This is a genomic window from Microbacterium paulum (assembly GCF_015707995.1).
GTDB classification, from domain to species: Bacteria; Actinomycetota; Actinomycetes; order Actinomycetales; family Microbacteriaceae; genus Microbacterium; species Microbacterium paulum.
On record NZ_JAAGRY010000009.1, the window covers coordinates 49720 to 65231 of the forward strand.

Below are 15512 nucleotides of genomic sequence, written 5' to 3' on the forward strand. Positions count from 1 at the left end.
ATGTCACAGCCCATTCCTTCCGGCTCGCTCGTCGGCCGTACGGCACTGGTCACCGGCTCATCGCGGGGGATCGGTGCCGACACCGTCACCTATCTCGCGCAGGCCGGTGCGAACGTCGTCATCAACTTCCGCAACAAGGCCCCCCGCGCCGAGAAGCTCGCCGCACAGCTGCGCGAACTGGGCGTCGAAGTGCTCGTCGTGCAGGCGGATCTGACCGACCCGGCATCCGTCGCCGACATGATGGCGCAGGTGCAGCAGACCTTCGGCAGCCTCGACCTGCTCGTCTTGAACGCCTCGGGCGGCATGGAAAGCGGCATGGGCGAGGACTACGCGCTCGTGCTCAACCGCGACGCGCAGCTGAATGTGCTGGATGCCGCGACGCCGCTCCTGCACGACGGGTCGCGCGTCGTGTTCGTCACGAGCCACCAGGCCCACTTCATTCGCACGACGCCGACGATGCCCGAGTACGAGGCTGTGGCGCTGTCGAAGCGCGCGGGCGAAGACGCTCTGCGCGAGCGCATCCCCGCTCTCGCCGAGCGCGGCATCGGCTTCGTCGTGATCTCGGGCGACATGATCGAGGGCACGATCACCGCGACGCTCCTCGAGCGCGCGAACCCGGGCGCCATCGCCGGTCGGCGCGAGTCGGCGGGGAAGCTCTACAACGTCTCGGAGTTCGCGGCCGAGGTCGCTCTGGCTGCCGTCGAACCGATCCCCGACGACAACACGCGCCTCGTCGGTGACATCAGCTCCTTCGGCGGCGAGTGAGCCTCGGCATCCACAGAGACGACGATCGCCCCGTGACCGGAATCACGGGGCGATCGTCGTGTGCGGGATGTTACTTGCCGAACGAGAACGCGCGGACGATGTTAATGATGCCGAACACCACCGCACCGATGCCGAGCAGCCACCACAGGATCACCGCGCCCCAGATGGGCGAGAAGAGCAGGGTGACACCGGCGATGATCGAGATGATCGAGAAGAAGATCGTCCAGCCGCGGGAGGGCGCCAGGTCGAGCGTCGACAGCGCGACGACTCCTTCGACGATCCACATGATTCCGACGAGGATCCCGACGAACGCTGCGAGCCACACGGTGGTGGCGCCGAGGTTCGCGAACGCGACGATGCCCGCGATCACGAAGACGACGCCGAGCAGGATGTGGCCGAGCCGCGACCAGCCGCCGCGGTTCGCCGTGAAGATCCCGAGACCCGCGTAGACGAGGCCCGCGGCGATCGCGTAGATCGCGATGAGAGCGGTGACCACCATGGCGGTCTTGCCTGGCCAGACGAGGATGAGGATACCGAGAATGACCGAAAGGACGCCGCCGACGCCGAGCGCGGTGCGGATGCCGTTGGGGGCGGCCTTTGCGATGGAGGGTTCAGACATGACAAGCCCTTTCTGAAAGTCTCCTGTGAGGAGGTGGTTTCAGGCTAGCGTGCACATCGCGCATCATGGGGCATTGTCGGCGCAGTACCGCGCACAATGTCATCCTTTCCTCCCGCGGCGCCCGGCGGATCTGCGGCTCTCTCGCCTGCGTACGGGCGCGCTGATAATGCACATTATGTCAACTCACCTAGCCCCCGCCCCGACGGCGGCGCCGCCGGGCAGGTGCCCGCTGCCACTAGACATGACACTCCTGCCATCGAACACGTCAATCTCCGGTTCAGTCGTTCCGAGAAGGCGCTCGTGACAACGAACGTGTCACTCGCGGTGGCGGTGACCGGGGCGACGGTCCAGCGGCTTTCGCATGGCTGAGCAAGACTCCATCGTGCCTTGCGGGGTGAATCAGCCCGGGGATCGTCCTGGCTCGTCGACCGAGAACACGCCTGCAACGTGGCGGCGGAACTGAGTCAGCAGAGGGTCAGCGCACGATCTCGAACACCGGCTCGCCCCATCCGATGGTGTTCTCGCGGCTGATATCGAGTCCGGCTCGAGTGATGAGCGTCCTCACCTCGTCCGCGGTGCGGAACCCGGACCCGTGTAGACAGAAGGACTGCAGGTCTGCGGCCGCGTCGTGATCGTCGATCTCGTCGGGGACGAGCAGGTGCTCGACGACGAGCATCCGTCCGCCGTCCTCCACTGCGTCGTAGGCGTTGCGTAGTGCCTGCACAGCGTCATTGTCGTTGAGGTCAGCGAGCGTCGATCCCAGCACGACGGTCTCGGCGCGCGGCCACGGGTCGAGCACGGAGCCGAGGTGTGCACAAACGTGCGCTCGGGTCGCGTCAGAAAGCGTTGCCAGCGCAGCCTGCTCGCGCGAGGGACGCACAACGAGAGTGACCGCCGGCGCCGCGTCCGCGCCCAACGCGTCGCTCAGCAGCGTCGCTGCACCCGCCCCACCCGCAACGACCCGCTCCCCGGGACGAAACACGTATTCCCGCGAAAATGCCGGGCGCAGCCACTCGAGCTCGGCGGCGGCGGCATCCTCGACGGCGACCGCGACCTCGTCGGAGGCATCTGCGAGTGCGTTGATCGAGCCGCCGAGCGTCTGCTGCGCCGCCGGGAATCCCGTCTGGACCGCGTCGAGCAGGCCATCGAACACGCGGACGAGACCGCCGATCGGGTGCCGCAGGTTGAGTTCCTCCGTCACCTCGTCGTCGTCGAGCACGGCTCCGAAGGTGGTGACGGCATAGCGCCCGTCGTCGAGCGCCTCTACGACGTCGATCGTTGCCAGGTAGCGCAGCAGTTTGTGCACTCCGGTGGCGTCTGCTCCCACCTCGGCGGCGATCTGCGCCGCGGTGTCGTGTCCGCGCCGGATCGCCGGGATGATGCCGAGCGTCACTGCGACCCGGATCGCGCGAGACGGCAGTGGGTCGATCAGTTCATGCATCCGGTCGATGTCGTCGACCTCGCTGTCCGGGTCGGGGAGGCCGCCGGTGCCCTCGATCTCCTCGACGGTGGTGCGTCTCCAATAGCCGGTGACCTCGACTCGCTCGGGCGCGAGCGCTTTCTCTTCCCGCAGCCACCGTCGGATCGGTTTGATCGCAAGGGTCTCCCCTGCCACCCATGCGAATGGACGCCCGTCTCTCCAGCGAACGGCTTGGACAGCGTCAGCGAGATGCGTCGTCGTGCCGGCTGGCACAGGTCCGCGGTGCACCCACGTCACCGTGACGTGCGCCCCGGTCTCGATCGCCTGCTCGTCTGCGGTTCCGCCGACCTCGATGAAGACCTCCGCGGGAAGGTCGTCTGGCACCTCCTCCAACCACCGCGCGATCGCCGGGATCGCGGTGTCGTCGCCCGCGATCAGCAGCCAATCCGTGTCTGCGGGGTGCAGCAGCGACATTTTGGGGCCGGCGATGTGGATGCGGTCTCCTGCTTCGCACGTGCGCGCCCAGGTGGATGCGACACCAGTTCCGTGCAGCACGAAGTCGAGCTCAAGACGCTGCCTGTCGGCGTCGAAAGCTCGCACCGTATACGTTCGGGCGACCGGGCGCGGATCCCGCGGCCACTCGATCACCCGGTCGCGTTGGATCGGCAGGTGCAGCTCTCCTGTCAACGGATCGGGGAAGAACACCTTGATCTCATCGTCGAACCCCGAGGTCACCAGCGGCGGCAGCTCATGGTCGTCAGTGCGAAACCCGTCGAGTTGGGGGCCGCCGATGACGATTCTGCGCATGCTGGCGGAGATGTCGAACGTGTCGACCACCGTCAGTTCGCGCAGGGTGATCGGCTCGATCAGAGACGGTCGGATGCTGCGTGCCATGGGACTGTCCTCCTCAGTTCGCTGCGTCGGCGAGCACGGGGAGGACGTTTTCGAGTGCCCACGGGAGCCCCAGCGGTGAAGGGTAAGCGATCGGAGAGGCGACATCCTCACCGATGACGCCGTACGCCCCGCGCTGAACGACGTCAAGGCTTTGGAAGAGCGGGTCGGTTTCAAGCTCATCGCGGCTCATGAGCCCCTCGCCACCGAAGGGGAAGCCGATCACCAGCACGTCCGCCTCGAGCTTGTCGAGGTTTTCCTTGCTGAGCCCTGCGGTGTCGCTCGTGAACTCGGCGGCAGTCTCAGGGAGGGTGAATCCCAGGTCCGTGAAGAAGGTCACATCGCTTCCCTCGTATGACGAGTATGTGATCTGGTCCGGGTGGATCACCGCGTAGGTGATGGTCTTTCCGGAGAACTCGGGGTGGTCGGCTGCGGCCTGAGCGAATGCGTCCTGCACGTCGTCGATCGCCGCCGTGGCCTCGTCGACCAGGCCTAGCGCGCATCCTGCGAGTTCGGTGCGATCGATCCAGGTCATCGCATCCAGGCCGTCTTCCGACGTGTAGGCGATGACTGGGGCGATCGAGCTCAGTTTGTCGTAGTCCTCGTCGAGGCTCCATCCGCTCGTGGCGAGGATCGCGTCGGGGGCGGCGGCCGCGATGGCCTCGAAGTCGATGCCGTCGGCGGGGTCGTAACTTTCAAGCTCCAGGCCACGCTCGGAGATTGTCTCGGCTTGCCACGCTCCCAGGTCGTATCCGGGGTAGATCACCGGTTCGAGGCCGAGCGCAAGGGCGATGTCGAGGTCCACGTCGGTGACGACAGCGACGCGTTCCGGCGCCGTATCGAGCGTGCTCGTGCCGAAAGCGTGCGTGAGTGTGTACGGGAATGTCCCGCACTCTCCGGATGCGGATGCCGTGTCGTCGCCACCGGGCGTGGTTGAGCAGCCCGAGAGCGAAGCGCCCGCCAGCAGCAGGGCGGTGACGGCCGCGAGCGGTCGCAAGGGTGAAGTCATGGTTTCTCCTGGGTAGTCGGTGAGGGCACATGTCGCCCTCGGGGAAGGATGAGCGGGGTTCCGGTGTCAGGGTCCGAGATGATGCGGGCACGCAGGCCGAACACGTCGAGAACGAGCTGCTCGGTGAGCACGTCCGACGGGGCGCCCTCGGCTACCAGCCGACCCTCGCTGACCACGAGCAGGCGATCGGCGTAGGCGGCGGCCTGCTCGAGGTCGTGCAGCACCATGACGATCGTCTTCCCCGCGTCGACGCGCAGGTCGACCAGCAGGTCGAGAACTTCGATCTGGTGTGCGATGTCGAGATACGTGGTCGGCTCATCCAAGAGCAGCAGTCCGGTCTGCTGGGCGAGCGCCATCGCGATCCAGACTCTCTGCCGCTGCCCTCCCGACAGCGAGTCGACCGGTCGATCCGCGAGCTCAGCGGTGCCGGTGGCGACAAGGGCCTCTGCGATATAGCGCAAGTCCTCGGCACCCGAACGGCGGAGCAGTCGTCCGTGCGGATGACGCCCTCGGGAGACCAGGTCAGAGACCGTGATCCCTTCGGGCGCCAGCGGGCTCTGCGGCAGCACGCCGAGCCGTTGCGCGATGACACGGCTCGGCAGATCGCGCAGGGCGGTTCCGTCGAGGAGCACCTGACCGTCATCGAGGGGCAGCAGGCGCGAGAGCCCCTTCAACAGGGTCGACTTGCCGCTCGCATTCGGCCCGACGACAGCGGTGATGGACCCCTCGGTGAAACCAACATCAATACCATTGATCACGACCTGGCCGTCGTAGCCGATGCGCGCTGCCTCGGCCAGAAGAATCTTCGCGGGAGCGACCTCGACGGAAGAGGATGCTGCAGCGTTCATGGTCGCCTCCGGGTGCGAACGAGCAGGTAGATGAGCGCGGGAGCGCCGATCACCGCGGTGATGCTGCCGGTGGGCACCGGCGATATGACGGGAGCGGTCTGCGCGATTAGATCGGCGGCGAGAACGACAGATGCACCCACGAGGGCCGCGGTGACCGAAGCGTCCGCACTCCGCACCAGGCGTACTGCCAGGGGGCCGGAGACAAGCGCCACAAAGCCGATTGGCCCCGTGATGCTCGTCGCGATCGCCGCCATGCCCGCCCCGAGCAGCAGAGTTCCGAACCGCACTCGAGACACCCGTGTGCCAAGGCCGGCGGCAAGGTCGTCGCCCAGAGAGAACGTTCGCAATCCCCTCGAGAAGACGGCGAGCAGCATCCCGCCGACCACGAGAGCGATCGCGAGCACCCCGACACCCGGCCAGTCCGCGCCACCGAGCGAGCCGATCATCCAGCGCAGCGCCCGCTCGATGCTCATCTCCTCAGCACGGGTCACGAGGTAGGTGGTCACGGCGCTCGCGCAGGCGCCGATCCCGATGCCGACGAGTACAAGCCGGTAGGGACTGACCCCGCGGTGCCAGCTGAGAAGGAAGACGAGCACCGCGACGCCGACGGCGCCGAGCACCGCGCTGATCTGCACGCCCACCCCCACCACTCCCAGCGTGATGACTGCTGTCGCCGCCGCCGACGCACCGGCTGAGATGCCGAGAATGTCGGGGGTAGCCAGCACGTTGCCGACCAGACGCTGGTAAAGATGCCCCGCAAGGCCGAACAGGCATCCGGCGAGCATGGCGGTCAGGGTTCGCGGGACCCTCGTGTCGAACACGACGAATGCGGCCAGTCCCTCGCCGCGACCGAAGACCGCCGGCACGATCTTGTCGACCGGCAGTTCGGCTGACCCCGCGAGCAGGATCTCGCAGATGCCGAGCACGAAGAGCACGGCAAGGAGCGCACCACCGACGACGATTGCCCGCTGCCGCCCACGACGGCGCGCGTGGGCCAACTGCGGAATCAGGACCTCGGTCATGCGGGCACCACCGTGCGACGTCGGGCGAGGAGCACGAACACCGGCGCACCAATGACCGCGGTCGCGATCGCGACCTGAAGTTCACCATTCCCCGGCACGAGTCGGCATGCGACATCGGCAAGCAGGATCAACGAGGCACCGCAGAGCGCGCCGTAGGGCATCAGCCACCGATGGTCGTTGCCAACAAGAAGCCGAGCGGTATGGGCACCGAGCAGTCCAACAAACGCCACCGGTCCGACCGCGGCGGTCGCGGCGGCGCAGAGCACCACCGCGACGAGCGCCCCGTACAGCTGCCAGCGACCAACCGCGACGCCAAGCCCCTCAGCGACCTCGTCTCCCAGGGCGAGCGCATTCAGTGGCCCGCCAAGAGGCAACGCGAGGGCCAGACCGACGATCACAAAGACCCAGATCTCCTCGATCACCCCACCGCGGCCATTGAGTTGGCCGACCGACCAGTAGTTGTAGTGCGCGTAGACCGCCGTGTCGCGCACAATGAGCAGGGTGATCAGCGACCCCAGAATCGCGGACAGGGCGGCACCGGCGATAACCAGACTGATGGTGGAGCTTGCGGCAAGGCTGGCGAGCCGAGCGATCACCAACACGACGCACGCGGTCACCGCAGACCCCGCCAACGCCCACCAGAAATACGATGACGCCCCGCGCACCCCAAAGAACAAGATGCCCAGCAGCACCGCGAACGCGGCACCGAGCTCGATGCCCAGCACACCGGGATCCGCTAGCGGATTGCGGGTGAGCGCCTGCATGATCACACCCGAGCAGCCAAGGCTCGCGCCGACGAGAAGAGCAAGCACTGCCCGCGGTACTCGTTCGCTGACGATCACGAGTGATTCATAGTCATTGCCGGCGCGCGCTCCGGTGAGGACGTCGATGATCACGTCGACGGAGATGCTGCGCGCACCGAGAGCAATGCTCAAGATCACACCGATGACCACGATGGCGAGGAGGCCGAGCAGACCCAGGAGACGGCGGCGGCCGCGTGTGCGCACCACAAGGTGGAGCCGCCGATCGACCGTGGAGGAATCCACGGAGATCACGGCAGGAGAAGCAGGCACATGATGAGCGTAGGCTTACCTAAGTTCAACCTGTCCCATTCAGCGATCGAGGAGTCACATGGAGCGATCAGGGATCGACCCCGACGCCGAGGCCCTGCAGCACTGGGGTCACCCCCCGCACGCTCATGCCGTTGGCCAGTTCGTGACGGCGGTGACCGGCTCAGGAGTGCTGCGCATCGGCGAGAAGGACTGCGCGTTCGATGCCGCGACTGCGATCTGGGTACCTCCGGGCGTCGAACACTCGGCTATGTTCGCCCCGGACCTTCTGCCGCTCGCGATCGATCTTCACGACCCCGCTCTCCCGGCGGATGCGCGGCGAGTCAGCGTCAACACCTCTTTGTGGGCGCTGACGCTGGCGTGGGCTCGCGATGACGACGCACATCGCAACGCCGACCGAGAAAGCCGCATCGCCGACGCGATTCGAAGCTCCCCCTCGTTGCGCTCTCCGCTGCGGCTGCCGAAAGGACCGCTCACACGTCCCGTGATGGAGCACTTACGCCGTGCTCCCGCCGTCGCCCCGCCCCTCACCGAATGGGCAACGCGATTGCACGCCTCCGTGCCCACCATACGGCGCGCCTTCCTCGCGGAGACCGGCACGACCTACTCCGAGTGGACCACGCAGTTTCGCCTGGAACTTTCGACCGATGTCCTGCGCGCAGGTGGAACCGTTGCACAAGTGGCACGCGCGATGGGGTTCAGCCCCAACGGGTACACACTTGCTTTCCGCCGCTGGATGGGGCAGACACCGTCCGAATATCGCGCTCGCGTGCTGGCGTGACCCGCAGGCATCATGGCCTGATGGACAAAGGCAGACATGGTGTCCAGACCGAGATGTTGCCGAGCACGCTGACCTGTCCGACTCTGAGGCGACACGACCAGTAGCGTTTGCCAATAAGGGTACTTATGTCAGCCTGAATCGGCCTGACTTTCGTTCCGTTCTTCAAGTAAGTGTCCCCTGCCACCAGACAAGTCATTTCGGTCACCGAACATGTCATTCTCCGGTTTTCGGCGTTCAGAGGACGATGCTGCGTCACTGGACATGTCACTGAGAAGACTGAGACTCGAGTCGTTACGAACTTCAGGGCGCTGATTCTCGCGGCGACGAACGGTGGCGATCCACCGCCATCGTCTCTGGAGTTTCCGCGCCTACGCCCACCGAGGTGTCATCTGCGACGTCAGGGTGCTGGATTCCGCACGGCAGAGATCGGTTGCTGTCGCCCGTGCTGGTTCGTGGGTAGTACTAGCGTTTCAGCCGAGCTGTTAGCCGGTCAGTCGATTGCGCACGAAACCACTCGTCGTCTTCGAGCAACCCAACGAGTGTGCGGATCGTCAACGAATGCGGCACACGTGGCCGCCCCGTGAGGACCGCAAGGCTTCCGCAGAACGTGATGAGGAATCGATATGCGGCAGGTTCAAGGTCGGTCGAGATGCGAACGCGCGGCGTTTCGTGGTGTGAGATTGGCATGACGCCAGACTGACCGAGCAGAGCGCCATGCACAACTAGTTGGGGTGTTCCCGCTTCTCTTCTTGGCCCACTTGGTCGCAGGGTCGCTGCGCCGTGATGGCGCTCTTCTCTTGAATCGTTCGGTCGAATTCGGGATGCTTTGGAGTACGGAGCGAGTGAGGCGGTGTGGGTTCGGTGGACGTTGTCAATCTTCTGGATGAGCCACGGGCCCTTTGTCACCTCGCCGGCGCACGCGCGCCAGCCAACCTGAGCATCGACCAGTTCGCGGACACACTCCCGAGATCGCTGCAACCTGTTTCGCGCATCCCCACGTGGCGTGGCAAACAAGCCTACGAGGGACGCTGGTGGTTCTCATCGATTGCTGCGCACGTTGCATACGCCTCAGGGGGTGAGCGTGATCTCCTCGTCTGGCTTGACTTCGCCGGCAGCGTCACGCAACTCGTCCGCGATCCCGTGGTGATCGTAAGCGCCAGGACCGCTAGTACTCCCCCACTGCGCCCTTGGCTTTACGCGCAAACGACGGACGGATCGCGCCGCTTGTATTTTCACGCGAAACTTATGGATCGAGCGACCGACCTCGATGATGTACTCGGCAGGGCGGGCATCGAAGTTGAGATTGGCATGCGGCTCCCCGCCAAAGAGCTGCGGTTCATGAAATGGCTGTCGGGATATCGGTTCACGCGCTTCCGGCTTCCGCTGGAAACTGAAGACCAGATCCGTGCTGCGTGCGCGACACCCCGACCATTGGGCGTCGCGATCCATGGGGCTGCCCAGGAATTGCCCTATGACCTCAGTACCATTCGGGGCAATCTCTACTCTCAGATATGGCGCCATGAGGTCAATTTCGTTGATGGATACAGCGACCTGTCAGACACGGCGAGGATCTGCGCCGCATGAACGCCGACCTTGAGCCAGTCGCTGAACTCGCTCGACTCTCCCCTGCCGAGCGGGCCCGGTGCGAAGCGATCGAGCGCGTTATTCGGACCGTCGACGCGGTTCAGGCGCCGGAGCCTGAGCCGCGGGCTGAGCGCGTTCGCCGCGAGCTCAAGCGGCAACTAGGAATCGACGTTTCGCGGCGTCAGGCGTATCGATACCTCGCCTCCTTTCGACTTGGTGGCGTCGCAGCGCTTGCGGACGCTCGGAAGACCGGGAAAAATCGAGCCACGAAGACTGATCCACGGGTCATTGAGCTCATCGAAAGTGAATTGAAAGACCAGCTCGAGATCTCTACGGGCACTCGATCGCGCACGATCGCACGAGTGAAATGGGAAGCGTCGCGGCAGGGCGTTCCTGTCCCATCGACGCGGACCATGTATCGACTCGTCGAGCAGCTCGACCGACACCGAGGGAGCTTCGGCGCCGCAACGACGCGGCGCTCCAAGGCGGTGAGACCCGACCGCACATTCAGGTCTTCCCAGCCGTCTCGCCCAGGGGAGCTCGTCGAGATCGATTCCACTCCGCTCGACCTATTCGTTCAGTTGCCCGATGGCACAGTCGGCCGCCCCGAGCTCACTTACGCGATCGACGTCGCCACGGGAACGATCGGCGCGACCCTGCTCCACGGGCGTGCTGCGAAGTCGGTAGATATCGGTGCAGTTCTGCTCACCCGGATGCTGACGCGGATCGTTGATCAGCCGTGGTGGGGCGACGCGGTCTCATTCGCTAAGGCTGTGTTCGCGCCCACCTCTGAGCCCCTCGGTCGGGTGCTTGAGGAAGCCGCGGCCCGCGTGCCACTGATCGTTCCCGAGACGGTGACCGTAGACCGCGGCAAAGTCTTCGTTGGGTCCACCTTTACGGCAGCATGCGAACGCCTGGAGATCTCTCAGATCCGCGCCAATCCGCGCCAAGGCACAGACAAACCGCACGTCGAAGGCGGGTTCAAGCGGATCCGTGACGGGTTCGTACAATATTTCGCTGGGTATACCGGTGGACACACGCAGAACCGCGGCGATGAGCCTCGAACGGAGGCGGTTTGGAGTCTCGGCGAGGTGCGCCTACTTCTCGACCTTTGGATCATTCTTGAATGGCAGACGACACCGCAATCAGGACTCCGGCTGCCCGGCATGCCGCAGCGCGCCCTCTCCCCCAACCAGATGTACACGGCGCTGTCTGCTGCGGCACCACACGTGCCGGTGAGCTTGAGCCGCGATGACTACATCGCGCTCCTCCCCCTCGCATGGCGCACCATTCAGCCGTACGGGCTGAACTTTGGCGGACTCGTCTACGATGCCGAAGCGCTCCATCCGATGAGGGGGCGGCAGTCGGGCCTTTCAGGTGAAGCTCGCGGGCGCTGGGAGATCCGCTACGACCCATACAACCTCCGGCAAGTTTGGGTTCGTGACATCGCGAATAGTCGCTGGATCACCGCATCTTGGGCGTTGGCAGCTCGGACCGATCATCCGTTCAGTCGCGAAGTCCTCCGCGCGGCGCAGCGTGCCGTCACGGAGCCCGGCCCCGCAACGACGATCGATATTCTTGAGCAGATCAATCGCATCCAAGCGCAGCGTGTCACGCCTCAGATAGGTGCATCACCCAAGAAGAACCGCGTCACGGAAGGTGACCGACCTGCGCCTGTCGTTGAACTCCGTGCCCTAGACAGCGAAGGCAGTGCAGGTACTGAACGCGCGGCTGGAACGAAGGCCCGCGCAGCACTCCCTAATGCCCGGCTTCGCCTTCTGGACTGACGATGGCTATCCCAACGAACCTGCAGGACTGGCGCGAGTATGTCACCCGCGAACCACAACGTCCGGACCATCTCAGCGATCGGGAACTCAAAGCGCTGTCGGCTCGCGCGCTCGACGCCTACAACGAGAGGCGATTCGCCTGGCTCACTGCGGACACCGTGCTCGGCACCCCTGACGTGCAAAAGCTGCGACGGCTGTGGGCGACGCTTCGCGCCGAGACGCTTTTCGGAACAAACACGGCAGCGAAGATGCTGAGTGTGTCAGGCGCTCCGACGTCCGGCAAAACCACCGCGGCGCTCTGGATCGCCCGCGATCACGAACGAAATGAGCGGCGTCGGCACCCCGCACGTCGGCCTGACCAACTCCAGCCGTCGCTCTACGTTGTGACTCCGCCGGCGACGACGCCGAAGATGCTCCTCGTCGCCTTCTGCAACGTTCTCGGCCTCCCCCACGCCCGTGCAAGCACAGCACAGGACCTGATCGAGCGAGTCCACGCCGTCCTGCGCACTCTTCAAACGTCCCTGATCGTGCTCGATGAGATCCACAATGTGCAGAGCAACCGACAGATCGGGGCAGAAGCGGCCTCAACGCTGAAGCTCTTCGCCGAACGCTTGGACTGCGCTTTCATTCTCAACGGCATCGACCTCGATAGAAGCCCGGTGTTTGCGGGAGCCGTCGGCGAACAACTCGCCAGCCGCACCATCCGATACGACATGCGCGGCTACCGCTACAACTCCGCCCAAGCACGCGAGGAGTGGGCGGAGCTTCTCGCCAGCTGCTGCGATATCCTCCCACTCACCCGCCAAAGCGACCAGGTCTTCGCTGATGCAGGCCCATGGCTTTTCGAAGTGACGGGCGGTTCGATTGGGCGGCTCCGTTCCCTGCTGCGTCGAGCCGCGATCGACGCCATCACCTCCGGCCGTGAGCGCGTCACTATGGCCGACATGGAGGTCTTCGCGAATCAGGGCGGGCACTCTCACAAACCCGCCTCGACCCCGCGCGCCGCCCGAAACTTGGATGCAGCATCGGCATGAGCGAAACCACGCTCGAGGGCGGAGCACGTGACCACATCGCTCCGCTCCCGATACGTGTCCGACGCGTGTACAACGAGTCGATGGACAGTTATATTCGACGGCTCGCATCGGCGAACGGCGTGACGGCGGTCGACGTCGGCAGGTGGCTCCGCGAGTCCGCGATCCTCCCCCGCGAGCTCTCCAAAGCCACGTGGTACGCGGCCTGGGCCCGACTGGGTGATTTGCCTCCCAAGTCACTGCCCGGCGATCCTGGCCCAGGTGTTGATCGCGCATTATGTCGCCGATGCAGCCACGGGCAACGAGTGGAAGGCAGGATGCCAGCGTGGGGCCTGATCTGTCTGCGGCACGGCTGCTGGATCGACCCAGCAGACGGGTCCTCCATGCGGCAGACGGAGCTTCGAGCCGAACGTGCTTTCCGGCGGACGCTTTCTTCCAGCGGGCTACACATGGAGAGCCCCGGCCTGCAGTTTGCACTGCGTCTCGCGTCGCTCGCGGTTAGTCCTGACTGGCTCGACGCACGGACCCACCGACATGGATTTCGATCACTCCGGGCTAGCCTCTTTCCCGCGCAGGTCCGCATCGCCGCCGACCTGTTCAGACACGACGAGCTCGCGGCCTTGAGATCGACTGAGCCCGGTCGTCGCCTCGAGTCGTGCGAACGATGGCTCGCTTGCCGCATCGCCGGTCTCGGCGAACGAGACGAGCCCTGGCGCGCTGCGGGAATCCTCAGCGCGCTCCTGCAACATCTTGAAGACCGCACGGTCGTCGTTGAGCTCGAAGAGATCCTTTACCGGTTCGCCCGGTAAAGGGTACCGATTGACATGGTCAGGAATCTCGGAGAGGACCCGCCCCACATACATCTGTGCACGCGCTACGGTGTCCTCGTCCGTTACTTGCCACACCGCGCCCTTCTTGCGGTGCTCCACGCAGTACGCGTCGAGGACCGTTCCTGGCCTGATGATCCGAGGTGCCAAGGTTGGGCTAGCGACGACCAGCACCTCTGCCCGCGAACCTTCAGGGACCCCTCGTCGGATGGGGGTACGAAGGGCATCTGAGGCACCAAAAGCGAACGGTGCGCCGCGTCGATATCCCCAGAGTTCGACATACGTCGTTGTCCAACTTGGGAGCGACATCTTCTGAGGTTCGAGGAAGGCATCGAGCACCCAGCCCGGGATGTACCAGAACGCGCCCCCCACGCTCAACGTCCCGCGATCAATCAGCTTGAGAAGCGCCTTCCGATTCCAAGGATTGTCGGGATTCGTTCTCGTCGATGGACTCTGACCATGTGGCCGCGCGAGCACACCAAACTGACCGGTAGCGCGGTTGTCGCCGGCATCGCTTGCAAGCGCGAGGGTGCGAAGCGTGCTGGCGTTCGCTCGCGCGATCTCAGGCACACGATCGTGGACGTGAATGCCAGGGTTGGGACCTCTCGAGTACCTCGGGACGGAGGACGTGATCGTCACGAAGTAGAGCCACTCCGGACTCTCGGTGACGCTCCCCCCAGACGCGGTCACGGGTGTCGCACCTACCTACTGTCACCTGACGTCGAGTCGCTTGGCGGCATCAAGGCAGCGGCATCTAAGCCGAGCGCCTCCGCTAGGTCATAGATCCTCTCGAAGCTCACTCCCCTGCTTCCGTGCTCAACGTGAATGAGCATGTTCCGGGTGACTCCGGACTCGAGCGCCAACGCCTCCTGAGTGAGACCAGCGCGAATCCGCTCGTCACGCACGGCAGCGCCGACAAGCAACCTCGCTCGGCGCCACGCCTCCTTCTGTTCATCGGAAGACTTTGAATCAGGAACGGGCATTACTCCATTCGGGTAGAACGGCGCACGAAAGTCTGCCCTACTAGTTGCACGTCTCGATCGGAATCAGGGAGGCGCGGCGAACTGTTCGCTATTGGCCGTCGTCAGACGTAGCGGAGTTGACTGCGCCGGGCGGGTAGCCAGGAACATCCTCAAGTCGCTCGGGTGCTCCCGCGACCTTTGGAATGCGCGCGTACCAGCGCCGAGAGGTCGCTCGAAGGCGCTCCGCAAGTTGTGGCTCATGACCGGCGTAGTCGATGAACCGGAACACTCCGTACTGCGTGACCCTATTTGCGAGCACGAGGATCGCTGACATCGCTTCGGCGTCTGGGACGGAGAATGGGCGCCCATCGAGCTCGACGGACACACGCAGTTCGAGCGACGGCCACATTTTCCCGTGAGCTGAGCCAGCAGATGCGCGCCATAGCCGCTCGACTTGTGCCGGGTCGCTGAGTTCGCCACCAGAGAGGTTCATCCGAACCTCCTGCGCTGCGGTGGTGACGAGTGTCAGGTAGGAGGGGTCGTCGACCTTGATGCCGTGGCCATCAAGAATGTCGAGCAGATCGAGCCGCTGCTGCTTGAGGTTTGCATTGCGCTCCGGGTCTACCTCGGCTTTGCGCTGCTCCACCCAGTCTGCGAGAACGAGCGATAGGTGCCGCCGCAGCATCTCGCGTGGATCGCGCGGGGCCATCACCCATACGGCTTGAGACGCAGATTCGAGTGCCGCACGTGCGAGCGTTTGAGCCGGGCGCGCGTCGTGATGCACGGGGTGAGTCCAATAGCGTGGTGTCAATTCCCGCGGGGTTCTCGTCGTCGTAGACGGTGAAGGGCCATCGTGGGATGACCAGTTGTTTCCGCCAAGAAGCAAGAAGAGTGAT

At 64.8% G+C, this 15512-nt stretch carries 13 protein-coding genes and 1 pseudogene; 5 read left to right on the forward strand and 9 right to left on the reverse strand.

Translation table 11 applies throughout. The annotated features are described in order from the left end of the window. Window positions 1–765, forward strand: coding sequence for an SDR family oxidoreductase (locus G3N18_RS03865; RefSeq protein WP_196382983.1), 765 nt, complete (start codon window positions 1–3; stop codon window positions 763–765). A gap of 70 nt (window positions 766–835) precedes the next feature. Here the strand turns inward: G3N18_RS03865 and G3N18_RS03870 are convergent, their stop codons facing one another. The 6 genes from G3N18_RS03870 to G3N18_RS03895 form a co-directional block, all read right to left on the reverse strand. After that, complete coding sequence (locus G3N18_RS03870) at window positions 836–1384, reverse strand: HdeD family acid-resistance protein (protein ID WP_196382984.1); 549 nt, start codon at window positions 1382–1384, stop codon at window positions 836–838. A gap of 475 nt (window positions 1385–1859) precedes the next feature. Then, window positions 1860–3698, reverse strand: coding sequence for a siderophore-interacting protein (locus G3N18_RS03875; RefSeq protein WP_196382985.1), 1839 nt, complete (start codon window positions 3696–3698; stop codon window positions 1860–1862). 13 nt (window positions 3699–3711) lie between these two features. Then, window positions 3712–4704: an ABC transporter substrate-binding protein gene (locus G3N18_RS03880; protein WP_196382986.1), complete on the reverse strand. Its 993-nt coding sequence runs from the start codon at window positions 4702–4704 to the stop codon at window positions 3712–3714. Next, a complete protein-coding gene (locus tag G3N18_RS03885) occupies window positions 4701–5552 on the reverse strand; it encodes an ABC transporter ATP-binding protein (RefSeq protein WP_196382987.1) in 852 nt (283 codons plus the stop codon). Before G3N18_RS03885 ends, G3N18_RS03880 begins: the two co-directional genes overlap by 4 nt. Next, window positions 5549–6574 (reverse strand): FecCD family ABC transporter permease, encoded by a 1026-nt coding sequence (locus G3N18_RS03890; RefSeq protein WP_196382988.1) that lies wholly within the window; start codon window positions 6572–6574, stop codon window positions 5549–5551. The genes G3N18_RS03885 and G3N18_RS03890 overlap by 4 nt, the downstream gene beginning before the upstream one ends. Beyond that, a complete protein-coding gene (locus tag G3N18_RS03895; RefSeq protein WP_206692934.1) occupies window positions 6571–7647 on the reverse strand; it encodes an iron chelate uptake ABC transporter family permease subunit in 1077 nt (358 codons plus the stop codon). Before G3N18_RS03895 ends, G3N18_RS03890 begins: the two co-directional genes overlap by 4 nt. A gap of 58 nt (window positions 7648–7705) precedes the next feature. Between G3N18_RS03895 and G3N18_RS03900 the strand changes: the two genes are divergently transcribed. From G3N18_RS03900 to G3N18_RS03915, 4 genes are all read left to right on the forward strand, one after another. Then, complete coding sequence (locus G3N18_RS03900; RefSeq protein ID WP_196382989.1) at window positions 7706–8425, forward strand: helix-turn-helix transcriptional regulator; 720 nt, start codon at window positions 7706–7708, stop codon at window positions 8423–8425. 861 nt (window positions 8426–9286) lie between these two features. Beyond that, window positions 9287–10009, forward strand: a complete 723-nt coding sequence (locus G3N18_RS03905; RefSeq protein WP_196382990.1) for a hypothetical protein — start codon at window positions 9287–9289, stop codon at window positions 10007–10009. Continuing rightward, a complete protein-coding gene (locus G3N18_RS03910) occupies window positions 10006–11796 on the forward strand; it encodes a Mu transposase C-terminal domain-containing protein (RefSeq protein ID WP_196382991.1) in 1791 nt (596 codons plus the stop codon). Before G3N18_RS03905 ends, G3N18_RS03910 begins: the two co-directional genes overlap by 4 nt. Window positions 11797–11798: 2 nt before the next feature. After that, window positions 11799–12830, forward strand: a complete 1032-nt coding sequence (locus tag G3N18_RS03915; protein ID WP_196382992.1) for an ATP-binding protein — start codon at window positions 11799–11801, stop codon at window positions 12828–12830. A 542-nt stretch (window positions 12831–13372) separates the two neighbouring features. Here G3N18_RS03915 and G3N18_RS03920 read toward each other — a convergent pair. The 3 genes and pseudogenes from G3N18_RS03920 to G3N18_RS03930 form a co-directional block, all read right to left on the reverse strand. Beyond that, the gene (locus G3N18_RS03920; RefSeq protein WP_196382993.1) at window positions 13373–14224 is read right to left on the reverse strand and encodes a hypothetical protein; all 852 of its coding nucleotides are present in this window, start codon (window positions 14222–14224) and stop codon (window positions 13373–13375) included. Window positions 14225–14355: 131 nt separating this feature from the next. Continuing rightward, window positions 14356–14637, reverse strand: coding sequence for a helix-turn-helix domain-containing protein (locus G3N18_RS16555; RefSeq protein ID WP_196382994.1), 282 nt, complete (start codon window positions 14635–14637; stop codon window positions 14356–14358). Between the two features lie 88 nt (window positions 14638–14725). After that, a pseudogene (locus G3N18_RS03930) lies at window positions 14726–15512 on the reverse strand (hypothetical protein); the annotation flags it as partial.

What these genes read in the sequence shown, in the direction of transcription:
- G3N18_RS03875 (WP_196382985.1), bottom strand. Translation starts at nt 3,698, where the DNA reads ATGGCACGCAGCATCCGACCGTCTCTGATCGAGCCGATCACCCTGCGC.
- G3N18_RS03910 (WP_196382991.1), top strand. Translation starts at nt 10,006, where the DNA reads ATGAACGCCGACCTTGAGCCAGTCGCTGAACTCGCTCGACTCTCCCCT.
- G3N18_RS16555 (WP_196382994.1), bottom strand. Translation starts at nt 14,637, where the DNA reads ATGCCCGTTCCTGATTCAAAGTCTTCCGATGAACAGAAGGAGGCGTGG.
- G3N18_RS03870 (WP_196382984.1), bottom strand. Translation starts at nt 1,384, where the DNA reads ATGTCTGAACCCTCCATCGCAAAGGCCGCCCCCAACGGCATCCGCACC.
- G3N18_RS03885 (WP_196382987.1), bottom strand. Translation starts at nt 5,552, where the DNA reads ATGAACGCTGCAGCATCCTCTTCCGTCGAGGTCGCTCCCGCGAAGATT.
- G3N18_RS03880 (WP_196382986.1), bottom strand. Translation starts at nt 4,704, where the DNA reads ATGACTTCACCCTTGCGACCGCTCGCGGCCGTCACCGCCCTGCTGCTG.
- G3N18_RS03915 (WP_196382992.1), top strand. Translation starts at nt 11,799, where the DNA reads ATGGCTATCCCAACGAACCTGCAGGACTGGCGCGAGTATGTCACCCGC.
- G3N18_RS03890 (WP_196382988.1), bottom strand. Translation starts at nt 6,574, where the DNA reads ATGACCGAGGTCCTGATTCCGCAGTTGGCCCACGCGCGCCGTCGTGGG.
- G3N18_RS03900 (WP_196382989.1), top strand. Translation starts at nt 7,706, where the DNA reads ATGGAGCGATCAGGGATCGACCCCGACGCCGAGGCCCTGCAGCACTGG.
- G3N18_RS03865 (WP_196382983.1), top strand. Translation starts at nt 1, where the DNA reads ATGTCACAGCCCATTCCTTCCGGCTCGCTCGTCGGCCGTACGGCACTG.